The organism is Shewanella sairae, assembly GCF_023283535.1.
Classification (GTDB): Bacteria; Pseudomonadota; Gammaproteobacteria; order Enterobacterales; family Shewanellaceae; genus Shewanella; species Shewanella sairae.
In genome coordinates this window covers 1-11,379 of sequence record NZ_JAKILT010000048.1, presented here as the reverse complement: position 1 = coordinate 11,379, position 11,379 = coordinate 1, and the positions used below count along the sequence as shown (strand labels likewise).

At 46.5% G+C, this 11,379-nt stretch carries 13 protein-coding genes; 12 read left to right on the top strand and 1 reads right to left on the bottom strand.

Features of this window, described 5'->3' with window-relative positions:
• Window positions 1-4: 4 nt before the first annotated feature.
• The 12 genes from recG (at window position 5) to L2748_RS24475 (ending at window position 11,163) form a co-directional block, all read left to right on the top strand.
• The gene (gene recG, locus L2748_RS17475) at window positions 5-2,080 is read left to right on the top strand and encodes an ATP-dependent DNA helicase RecG (RefSeq protein WP_220780453.1); all 2,076 of its coding nucleotides are present in this window, start codon (window positions 5-7) and stop codon (window positions 2,078-2,080) included.
• Between the two features lie 141 nt (window positions 2,081-2,221).
• Complete coding sequence (locus tag L2748_RS17470; RefSeq protein ID WP_220780454.1) at window positions 2,222-3,091, top strand: DUF3014 domain-containing protein; 870 nt, start codon at window positions 2,222-2,224, stop codon at window positions 3,089-3,091.
• A gap of 242 nt (window positions 3,092-3,333) precedes the next feature.
• Entirely contained in the window at window positions 3,334-4,059 is a 726-nt protein-coding gene (locus L2748_RS17465) for a beta-ketoacyl synthase chain length factor (RefSeq protein ID WP_220780455.1), read from the top strand.
• Window positions 4,052-4,870, top strand: a complete 819-nt coding sequence (locus tag L2748_RS17460; protein ID WP_246616118.1) for a lysophospholipid acyltransferase family protein — start codon at window positions 4,052-4,054, stop codon at window positions 4,868-4,870. Before L2748_RS17465 ends, L2748_RS17460 begins: the two co-directional genes overlap by 8 nt.
• A complete protein-coding gene (locus L2748_RS17455) occupies window positions 4,867-5,121 on the top strand; it encodes a phosphopantetheine-binding protein (protein WP_220780456.1) in 255 nt (84 codons plus the stop codon). Before L2748_RS17460 ends, L2748_RS17455 begins: the two co-directional genes overlap by 4 nt.
• An 8-nt stretch (window positions 5,122-5,129) precedes the next feature.
• Window positions 5,130-5,378 carry an acyl carrier protein gene (locus L2748_RS17450; RefSeq protein ID WP_220780457.1) on the top strand — a complete coding sequence of 83 codons (249 nt, stop codon included), beginning with the start codon at window positions 5,130-5,132 and terminating at the stop codon, window positions 5,376-5,378.
• Window positions 5,378-5,926 (top strand): COG4648 family protein, encoded by a 549-nt coding sequence (locus tag L2748_RS17445; RefSeq protein ID WP_220780458.1) that lies wholly within the window; start codon window positions 5,378-5,380, stop codon window positions 5,924-5,926. The genes L2748_RS17450 and L2748_RS17445 overlap by 1 nt, the downstream gene beginning before the upstream one ends.
• Window positions 5,923-7,302, top strand: a complete 1,380-nt coding sequence (locus tag L2748_RS17440; protein WP_220780459.1) for an AMP-binding protein — start codon at window positions 5,923-5,925, stop codon at window positions 7,300-7,302. Before L2748_RS17445 ends, L2748_RS17440 begins: the two co-directional genes overlap by 4 nt.
• Complete coding sequence (locus L2748_RS17435) at window positions 7,299-7,694, top strand: ApeI family dehydratase (protein ID WP_220780460.1); 396 nt, start codon at window positions 7,299-7,301, stop codon at window positions 7,692-7,694. The genes L2748_RS17440 and L2748_RS17435 overlap by 4 nt, the downstream gene beginning before the upstream one ends.
• Window positions 7,694-9,451 (top strand): glycosyltransferase family 2 protein, encoded by a 1,758-nt coding sequence (locus L2748_RS17430; RefSeq protein ID WP_220780461.1) that lies wholly within the window; start codon window positions 7,694-7,696, stop codon window positions 9,449-9,451. The genes L2748_RS17435 and L2748_RS17430 overlap by 1 nt, the downstream gene beginning before the upstream one ends.
• Entirely contained in the window at window positions 9,448-11,013 is a 1,566-nt protein-coding gene (locus L2748_RS17425) for an HAL/PAL/TAL family ammonia-lyase (protein ID WP_220780462.1), read from the top strand. The genes L2748_RS17430 and L2748_RS17425 overlap by 4 nt, the downstream gene beginning before the upstream one ends.
• Before the next feature lie 15 nt (window positions 11,014-11,028).
• Window positions 11,029-11,163: a hypothetical protein gene (locus L2748_RS24475; protein WP_276516282.1), complete on the top strand. Its 135-nt coding sequence runs from the start codon at window positions 11,029-11,031 to the stop codon at window positions 11,161-11,163.
• An 11-nt stretch (window positions 11,164-11,174) separates the two neighbouring features.
• On the opposite strand, the gene L2748_RS17420 is transcribed toward L2748_RS24475, so the two are convergent.
• Window positions 11,175-11,379 (bottom strand): hypothetical protein (locus L2748_RS17420; RefSeq protein WP_248957722.1); only part of this gene is annotated, 205 nt, incomplete at its 5' end.

The following is an 11,379-nucleotide window of genomic DNA, read 5'->3' as shown; positions in this document are numbered from 1 at the left end:
CCTTTTGCAAAGACTCGATCTTGTCCCTATTACAGCTCTCAAAGGCGTCGCGAAAAAGATGGCCGAGAGATTAGCAAAGCTGAGTATAACAACAGTGCAAGATCTGTTGTTCCATCTGCCGCTGCGCTATGAGGACCGCACTCAAGTCTACCCTATTGCCTCGCTTTACCCTGGCAGTTACGGCACCATCGAAGCCGTTATTCAATCGAGCCAAATTATTCAAGGCCGCAAGCGCATGCTCACTTGCACCGTGCGCGATGATACCGGCAGCCTCACCTTACGTTTTTTTAATTTCTCTGTTGCCCAGCGTAACGGCTTAGAGATAGGCATGACTATTCGTGCCTATGGTGAGATCCGTCGCAGTAATCATGGCGTTGAAATTATTCATCCTGAATATAAATTGATTGCTGCGGGTGAAGATCTACAGTTAAGCGACACACTGACGCCAGTCTATCCAACTACTGAAGGCTTGAAGCAAGCCAGCTGGATAAAGCTCACCGAGCAAGCATTGGCGATGCTAGACGATGGTGGCTTACCAGAGCTATTGCCGCCTAATCTGCAACCGAACAATTTAGATTTAAAGCAAGCCTTGCACATTTTGCATCGCCCCAATAATCAAGTATCGCTATTTGAGTTAGAGCAAGGCACCCACCCTGCTCAACAGCGATTAATTCAAGAAGAACTGCTTGCACATAACCTGAGTATGCTGCGCCTACGTCAGCGCAGTAATCGCGACCATGCTGTGAGCATGAATGCCACAGGTCAATTGCTCAATCCATTTTTAGCATCACTGCCATTTAAGCCAACGGGTGCACAGCAACGAGTGGTTGCCGATATTGGCCGCGACCTAGAAAAGCATGAACCTATGATGCGCCTAGTCCAAGGTGATGTCGGCTCAGGCAAAACCTTAGTCGCCGCATTAGCTGCACTGCAAGCCATTGAAAGTGGCTATCAAGTGGCCATGATGGCACCAACTGAATTGCTTGCCGAGCAGCATGCCATTAACTTCGCTGCCTGGTTTGAACCACTCGGACTCAAAGTGGGTTGGCTTGCGGGTAAACTAAAAGGCAAAGCCAGAACGCAATCATTGGCTGATATCGAGTCTGGTGACGCACATATTGTGATTGGCACCCATGCCATTTTCCAAGAGCAGGTGGTATTCAATAAACTCGCTTTGATCATTATCGATGAGCAACATAGATTTGGTGTACATCAGCGTTTAGGTCTACGTGAAAAAGGTATTAGCCAAGGCTTTCATCCGCATCAATTGATTATGACGGCTACGCCTATTCCGCGAACGTTAGCAATGACAGCTTATGCCGACTTAGACACTTCGATTATCGATGAGCTGCCCCCCGGCAGAACGCCAGTAACAACGGTGGCAATAGCGGATCAACGCCGTGATGATGTGATTGAGCGCGTTAGGCAAGCAGCCATTAACGACAAGCGCCAAACTTACTGGGTATGTACGCTCATTGAAGAGTCTGAAGTACTCGAATGCCAAGCCGCGGAAGATACTGCAGAAGAGCTAAAACGTGCGCTACCAGAGCTAAAGATTGGTTTAGTGCATGGTCGAATGAAACCAGCTGAAAAACAACAGATCATGGCTGACTTTAAAGCCGGCGCACTTAATTTATTGGTTGCTACTACTGTAATTGAAGTCGGTGTGGATGTACCTAACGCCAGCTTAATGATTATCGAAAACCCTGAACGTTTAGGCTTAGCACAACTGCATCAGTTACGCGGACGCGTGGGGCGTGGTGCAATAGCCAGCCACTGTGTATTACTCTACAAGGCGCCACTATCTGCAACAGCCACTAAACGCCTTGGGGTACTAAGGCAGAGTAATGATGGCTTTGTGATTGCCCAACAAGACTTAGAGATCCGCGGTCCAGGTGAAGTGCTCGGCACCAAGCAGACAGGTATTGCCGATATGAAAATTGCCGACTTAATGCGCGATCAAGCACTTATCCCTCATGTGCAAAAACTCGCAGCCCATGTTATGCAGCAAGCGCCTGAATGTGCTGATGCCATTATTGAGCGATGGCTCGGCGATCGTGAGCAGTTTGTACAAGCGTAAACCACTGCTTAAGCCTGTTATAGAAATTAAATATCCTTAATAGAGCCTCAGCCTATAGACAATCTGTTGGAATTTTGCAGAATGGGTGAGAGCTATAATTTATCATTAGTCGTATCACTGCACGGTAGCAGAGGAGTTAAAATGCAACTCAGTCAAGAAGATAGAATTTCACCACAGGAAAAGAGTTCAGGCACCAATGGGCTGGCGATTTTGGCAATTGTTGCCGTTGTGGCGCTATCAGCTGGCGGCTACTACTACCTCAGTGGTAATGAGAAAACTGAAGAACCACAGATAATTGCGCCTGTTGTTATTCCAGATCCTGTGCCAGCAGAACCACTAGAAACAGAAGCAGTGCCTGAGCCTGAAGTGGTAGTGGTTACCCCTGAACCAGAGCCTGTTGCTGAAGTTGAGCCTGTACCAGAGCCAGAACCACTGCCAGCTTTAGCTAACAGTGATAAGTATGTGCATCAGCAAGTGACAGCTGTAGCCGACGGTATGGAGATCGAGCCTTTGCTCATCGAAGATAACGTGATCCGTCAATTTGTAGTGTTTGTTGATAACCTAGCTCAAGGCGAATTAGCACGAAAGGTTAGCCCATTAAAATCACCAAGCACTAGCTTTACTGTCTCTGATATTGCCAATAAAACTTATATCAATCCAGACAGTTACCATAGATACGACTTGTATGCCGATTTTTTAGCGAGTCTCAACGATGAGCAGTTAGGCAAAACATTTAAAGAAGCAACGCCGTTGCTAAATGAAGCGTTTGCTGAACTGGGCTACAGTAAAACTTCATTTAATGAGCGCATGCAACAAGCCATTGAAGTGATGCTTGATGCACCAATCATTGAGCAGCCTATTGAGCTAGATGGCGTCAGTGTTAACTACCAGTTTGTGGATCCTAAACTTGAAGCTCTGCCAAACGCGCAAAAGTTAATGATCCGCATGGGACCAGAAAACTCACGCAAGGTGAAATCAGCACTGCGTAAATTACAGAAACAGCTGAACTAAATACTCAAACATCCCGCACTTAAAAAGAGCCCTAATGTTTAGGGCTCTTTTTATATCCAACATACCTCTTACCTTTAAATGACACCTGTATCGTAAAAGGACTTATGGCAGCTAAGTTTTTTGATGTAGAATAATGTCATCAATTTCAGCTTTTATTTGGCTCCAAATACTGCGTCAGCGGTATAAACCAAAAGAGCTTTCCATTAGTCAGGCAATACGAAGGGAAATTCGTAACAGAGGCAATGCATTTGAAGTTCAGCATTCTTTCGTGGGGCGCATGGTCGCCGCAGCACCAACAAGCCGAGGATTGGCAAAATTGGCCTGCAAAAAACTCAGCAGAAGCTGAGCAAGTAAGCACAACGCCAAAGCTTGCTCATGTGCCTGCGATGCAACGTAGACGCCTAAGCAAACTAACCAAAATCATACTAGAAGCCGTGCATCAATGCAGTCCTGCAGCCCAATGCCGTAGCATTTTCGCTTCCCAACATGGTGAAATAAACCGCACTATAGGCTTGCTAAACGATATCGTCGATGAATCGCCACTCTCTCCGACTGGCTTTAGCCAATCGGTGCACAACACTGCGAGTGGTATCTTCAGTATTTTCAATGACAATCGAGCTGCTTCGACTTCAATTGCTGCCGGCAAAAATACGCTTTCTCAAGCCTTTATCGAAGCTTACGGCCAGCTGCATGCCGACCCTGAACCGCTTTTATTAGTCTATGCCGACGAACCTGTGCCACAAGTTTATCGCCAATTTAGCTCCGAGCCTGAGTGGCCAATCGCCATCGCATTTATGCTCTCACCAGCAAATGATTCAAAGCAAGCCATTGCCAGCCTGAGACTCACGCCCATATCGAACCAGCACCAATACCCACTAAACTATGGTGAGTTATTAGCTTGTATTGCCAATAAGCGCAATATCAGCGGCATCTTATCGGGTTGGCACTGGGAGCTGACTTGTGACTAACCGAGCGCCACACCCTCAGCCTATAGCACCTAAACTTACTGGGCTAGCCTACGTTCCGCGTTGGATCGGAGGCACAGCTTGCTACATGGCATTTGGTCTAGGTGGTTTACTGAGTTCATTAACAATTTTGCCTATTCTAAGGTTTTGGCCAGGTACAACTCAACAACGTATACAGCGAGTACAACGCGCCGTGCATATTATGTTTAAAGGCTTTGTGCGCATGATGACTTGGGTAGGGCTGATTAATGTCAGCGTTGATGACTTAAGCCGCCTTAGCAACGCCAAAGGCATGATAGTTACAGCCAATCATCCAACCTTGGTCGATGTAGTAGTGTTAATTAGTTTAATGCCTAATGCCGGTTGTATTGTTAAGCAAGGGCTTTGGCGTAATCCATTTTTACGCGGCGTGGTGTCATGTGCAGGTTACATTCCTAATCGCGGCGCCGAATTATTACTAAAAGATTGCAAAGCAGTGCTTGATCGCGGCACCAATTTAATTATCTTCCCTGAAGGTACCCGTACCGTTATAGGCGAAAAAATTAATGACTTTGCCCGTGGAGCCGCCAATATCACTCTGCGCACTCAAAGCGACTTATTGCCGGTTTTTTTAAAAACTAATACAGTGGGTTTTAGTAAGCAGCAAAAGTGGTATCAACTGCCAAGGCGAACAATTGGTATGCATGTAGAAATAGGCGAAACCCAGCACCATTTACGCTATGATGCCGAAGCCGGTGGCGATGCCAAAATGGCACGAAAACTGACTCGTGACTTAGAAAACTATTATAAACAACAATTAGATAGATACTTATGAGCTTAGATAACGAAATAAAACAACTGATCATCGGCTGTCTGGATCTTGAAGACGTTAGTATTGATGATATCGATTCTGATGCCGCGCTATTTGGCGATGGTCTAGGTCTCGACTCTATCGACGCTTTAGAGCTAGGCTTAGCAATCAAGAAGCAATTTGATGTAAAAATTGAAGCTAACTCTGAAGCAACAAAGCAGCACTTCTATAGCGTTGCTAGCCTAGTCAGCTTTATTGAGTCGCAGCGCGCCTAGGAGGAAGTATGCAAAGTCGTGAACAGATCCTAGAAATGCTAACGCAGATTTTAGTTGATGAGTTTGAAATTGACGCAGACGATATCACTCTAGACGCTTCATTGTATGAAGAGCTCGATCTCGATAGCATTGATGCGGTTGATCTGGTGATCAAACTGCAGCAAATGACAGGTAAAAAGATTAAGCCAGAAGAATTCAAAGCGGTAAGAACCGTTGATGATGTAGTGTCTGCAATTGAAGGCTTAGTTAAAGACTAATGCGGCTGTTTCTGCAAATAGTGACAAGCTTAGTGGTTATCACCTATCCACTGGCAGTTTACTTTGGTTTGCACTATTTGCCTGCGGGCAGCATAGCATTAGCATTATGCGCCATTTTAGTCATACGCCTGCTGATACAAAAGCAGCAAGTAAAAGCCTTGATGCTGCCCATTGTTGTAGGAATTGCTCTCACCGCTGGTAGCTTTATCGCCAAACAAAACGAATGGTTATTGTATTACCCGGTGGTGATTAACTTAACCATGCTGGCACTTTTTGGCTACTCGCTAAAACAAGGTCCTAGCATGATTGAAAGGCTCGCCAGATTAAAAGAGCCTGATTTACCAGATGAAGCGATTACTTATCTCAACAAAGTGACCTTGATTTGGTGCGGCTTATTTATCTTTAATGGCTGTATGGCGCTGTATACCGCGCTCTATACCAGTATCGAAATATGGACGCTTTACAACGGGCTCATTGCGTATCTGCTTATCGGATCGTTACTGGGTGGTGAATGGTTATATCGAACTATTTGGTTAAAAAAGTCATGACGAATCTACTAAAATCTTGGCTACGCCAAGGTCCTGCAACGCAGCAGTTAATCAGCTTTAATCACCACGATATCGTCACCGGTGGGGTATTTTCCGCGCAGGTTGCCCAGCTTTATCAGCAACTAACTGATTCTGAAGCCCAACGTTGGCTACTCAGCAGTGAAAGCAGCGATCTTTTTGCTGTCGGCCTTTGTGCTGGCTTATTAGCTGGCAAACAAGTGATCCTGCCAGCTAATACTCAAGCTGGTACATTAAGCGAGTTAACCCATGAGTTCGATGGCATCATTGCCAATATGCCCATCTGTGAAGGTAAAGCCTTTATACGCCTAGATAAAGATCTCAATCCACCTGCTAGCACTTGGCCGCAAACCAATAATTGGGGCGAGTTAGTGTTATTTACCTCGGGCAGCAGCGGTAAACCTAAACGCGTGGCCAAATCCATTGACCAACTAGATGCCGAAGTCAGCGTGCTTGAACACACGTTTGCTCAGCACCTGCCCCATTGCAGCGTTATTTCTACGGTTTCACACCAGCATATCTATGGTTTGCTGTTTAAAGTGCTTTGGCCTTTGGCGGCTAGCCGTCCATTTTTAAGTGATTTAGTCGAGTACCCAGAAACCTTAAGTTACTACGCTAATTTGTTCCCAAACCTATGCTTAATCAGCAGCCCAGCTCAGCTTTCTCGACTTCCTGATGCATTAGATAACGAGCGCCAACTACGTGCGCCGAGCCTAGTTTTTAGTTCTGGCGGCCCACTAAGCTTTGAGGCCTCAAAAGCCGTAGCAAACTGTTATGGTCAGCCCCCTATTGAAGTCTTTGGCAGTACAGAAACCGGCGGCATCGCTTATCGCCGTCAACATCAGAAAAATGCGAGCTGGCAAACATTTGCATCGATCGCCATTGAGCAAAACCAAGAAGATGGTGCGCTGCTACTTAAATCACCCTATTTACCAGATAACGAGTGGTTAAAGTGTGACGACAAAATTAGCTTAAATACTGACGGTACTTTTTCATTGCAAGGTCGCTTAGATCGCATTATTAAAGTCGAAGAAAAGCGTCTATCGTTAGTACAAATGGAGTCATTACTTGAGAGCCACCCTTTTGTGGCTCAAGCAGCACTCATAATGCTAGAGCAACCACGTGTGCAACTTGGCGCAGCTATCGAGCTATCGGCACAAGGCGTACAGCAATTGGAGCAACACGGTAAGCTAGCGTTAAATAACCAGCTTAAAAACCATCTTCTAAGTCAATTTGAGCGAGTCACTTTACCTAGGCGCTGGCGCTACCCTGACGCTTTGCCGGTAAACGCACAAGGCAAGCGCGTACACGCCAATATGTTATCTCTATTCGACATCGATAAGTTTAAAAGCAAATGATTATATCGACTCTGCCAACCATTATTAGCCAGAGCAGCGATACAGATAGCGCCACATGGCGTCTGGATATCGCCGCTGACCTTAATTATTTCAACGGCCATTTTCCCGAACAGCCTGTGCTCCCCGGCGTAACCCAACTGGATTGGGCGATAAAACTTGGCTGTGCGCATTTTGGCTACGGCGTAGATATCGCCACGTTGGAAGTACTCAAATTTCAGCAGTTAATGCTGCCCGGCACGCAAGTTGATTTAAGCATTAGCCATAATGCTGCTAAAGCTAAACTGGTATTTGCCTACAGCGATGGCGATAAACGCTTCGCCTCAGGCCGCATAGCCTTAAATGCAGCGTTAAATACTGCGCTAGACACAGACCAAACAACAGGCGCAAGCTAATGCGTATTGCCCTCGTTGTCCCCAACTATAACCATCGCGGCGCTATCGAGAAAACCCTTGAGCGCTTAGCGAGTTTTGAGCTGCCTTGCTACTTAGTTAACGATGGTAGCGATGATGAAACCCGCTTTTTACTGATCGAGCTAGCAGAAAAATACCCTTGGGTGACCTTGCTTCACCACCCGTTTAATCGCGGTAAAGGCGCGGCGGTCATGACAGGCCTACGTACGGCTTATGCCGACGGCTTTACCCATGCTTTGCAAGTTGATGCTGATGGTCAGCATGACTTAGGTGATATTCCGGCGATGATTGAGCGAGCAGAATCGGAGCCAGAAGCCTTGATATCAGGGTTACCACAATACGATGAATCCGTGCCTAAAGGGCGTTTATATGGCCGTTACATCACCCACTTTTGGGTGTGGATAGAAACCTTAAGCTTTGATATCCAAGACTCCATGTGCGGCTTCCGTATTTACCCCCTTGCCGCCACTGAAAAGCTGTTTCTAAGCCACGCCTTAGGCGAACGTATGGACTTTGATATCGAAGTGCTCGTACGCCTTTATTGGCAAGGCGTTAAGGTTATCCACTTGCCAACGCGAGTGATTTACCCGGAAGATGGCGTTAGCCATTTTCAAGGTCTAAGAGATAACCTGCGCATTTCTTTAATGCACAGCAAACTCTTCTTTGGCATGTTACTGCGCCAACCTAAAAAGTTGTTCTACAAGCTTAAGCACTCATTTGCAGGCTCAAACCAAAATAAACATTGGTCGAGCATGACTGAGCGTGGCAGTTATTGGGGCATAAAACTGATAGCCGAAAGCTACCGTTTTGGCGGTCATTGGTTATGCCGCGCCATTATGTATCCGGTCATTGTCTATTTCTTCTTAACCGGCACCACCGCCAGAGCCGCATCGACTCAGTTTTTAACCCAAGTCAAAGCCAGGCAACCTAATCACCCGCAATTAGGTGAGCCACTTAGCTGGCGCGACAGCCTAAAGCACTTTTTTGCCTTTGGGAATGCCGCTCTCGATAGAATCGACGCTTGGTGCGACCGTATCAAACTCGAACAGGTCGACTTTCCTAATCGCGAGATGCTCGCCAATGAACTCGCGGCGGGAAATGGTGCGGTATTACTGGTCTCTCATTTAGGTAACTTAGAGCTGTGCCGGGCAATCTCAATCCACCAGCGCAAAGTAAAAGTTAATGTGATGGTGCTTACCGAAAATGCCGAAAATTTCAACAAGGTGCTAAAACAGCTTAATCCAGATAGCGCGCTAAACCTCATTCAGGTGACTGAATTAGGTCCCAGCACTTCTATGCTGCTGCAGCAAAAAATTGAAAATGGTGAGTTGGTAGTCATTGCGGGTGACAGAACTTCATCCCAAACCGCAGGTAGAGTGATTTATCAAGATTTTTTAGGTAAGCAAGCACCGTTTCCACAAGGTCCTTTCATTCTGGCAGGCCTGTTAGACTGCCCAGTTTATACCATGTTCTGTTTACGTCAAAATGGCCGCTACCACGTACATTTAGAACACTTTGCCACCACCTTAAAAGGCCCAAGAGCTGGTCGAAGTGAGCGGCTCGAACTCGCCGTTAAAGAATTTAGCAGCCGCTTAGAGCGCTTTGCGCTGAGCGAGCCGCTGCAATGGTTTAATTTTTATGATTTTTGGCGCAAGGACGAAGAGTTCCAGCGCGAAAATGCACAAAACAGTGATTGCAGTAGTAATACGGGTGATCCCAAAGGACAATCAAGCAAATGATCCAACACACAACCCAAAACGCTAACCTAAACACCGTTGAATTTGGCTACAACAGCCTTTCACTTGAAGATGTGGTGGCTATAGCTAAAGGCGCAACAGCAAAGCTAAATCAAAGCGCTGAATACCAAACCTATATCCAAAAAGGCGCGCTGTTTATCGACAGCCTGCTCAAGGAAGAAGGTGTGGTTTATGGCGTTACTACTGGTTACGGCGACTCTTGTACTGTTACTGTGGGTTTAGATTTAGTCCATGAACTACCACTGCATTTGACTCGTTTTCATGGCTGCGGCATGGGAGAAATCCTATCGCCAATGCAAGCTCGTGCAGTCATGGCGTGCAGACTGAGTTCACTAGCTGTCGGTAAGTCTGGCGTTACTTACGAGCTACTGAAGCGCATAGAAACCCTGCTAAACCTTAATATTACCCCCGTTATCCCAGAAGAAGGCTCTGTTGGCGCAAGTGGTGACTTAACGCCGCTATCTTACTTGGCTGCCGTATTAATCGGTGAGCGCGATGTGATTTATCAAGGTGAGCGCCGCGCAACGAGTGATGTGTATAAAGAACTAAATATCGTGCCACTTAAGCTACGCCCAAAAGAAGGCCTAGCATTAATGAACGGTACTGCGGTTATGACCGCCCTTGCCTGTTTGGCTTATGACCGTGCCCAGTACATGGCGCGCCTTGCTAGCCGTATTACCGCTATGGCATCGCTAACCTTAAAAGGCAACTCTAACCACTTTGACGATATTTTGTTTGCCGCCAAACCTCACCCAGGGCAAAACCAGATCGCCGCGTGGATCCGTGAAGATTTAAATCACCATATCCATCCGCGTAATTCTGACAGACTGCAAGACAGATATTCGATTCGCTGCGCGCCGCATGTTATTGGGGTTTTGCAGGACGCACTGCCATTTATGCGTCAGTTTATTGAAACTGAGCTTAACAGCGCCAATGATAATCCGATTGTTGACGGCGAAGGCGAGCACATTTTGCATGGCGGACACTTCTATGGTGGTCATATCGCCTTCGCCATGGACGCGATGAAAAATGCCGTGGCCAATATTGCCGATCTTATCGACCGCCAAATGGCTTTGGTCATGGATCAAAAATTCAATAATGGCTTACCCGCAAACTTGTCTGGTGCAACGGGCAGCCGTAAAGCGATTAACCATGGCTTTAAAGCGGTACAAATCGGTGTATCGGCATGGACAGCTGAAGCGCTGAAAAACACTATGCCAGCCAGTGTATTTTCACGTTCTACCGAATGCCACAACCAGGATAAGGTCAGCATGGGGACTATCTCTGCTCGCGACTGTATGCGCGTATTACAGCTTACTGAGCAAGTTGCTGCCGCAGCGTTACTTGCCATGTCTCAAGGTATTCGCTTACGCATCGCCCAACAGGAGTTAGTCGAGAGCTCTATCACCCCTTCTTTGGCCAATACGCTGGCTCAAGTTGAAGCCGATTTTGAACTACTGACCGAAGACAGACCCCTAGAGCAAACACTGCGTTCAACCGTGGACAAGATCCAAAGCGGTTATTGGGAAGTGTGCGGAAAATAATAAGGACATTATTTAATGAAAGGCATTTTACATGCTGAAATGGAAGTCGAAATTCCATTTCACGATGTCGATTCTATGGGCTATATCGGTTGGCATGGTAACGGTTTGTTTGTAGAACATCATCAGGATATCAGTCGAGGGCTCTGCTAATGAAAGGTATCTTACATGCTGAAATGGAGGTTGAAATTCCATTTCACGACGTGGATTCGATGGGCTATAACGGTTGGCATGGTAACGGTTTGTTTGTAGAACATCATCAGGATATCAGTCGAGGACTCTGCTAATGAAAGGTATCTTACATGCTGAAATGGAGGTTGAAATTCCATTTCACGACGTGGATTCGATGGGCTATAACGGTTGGCATGG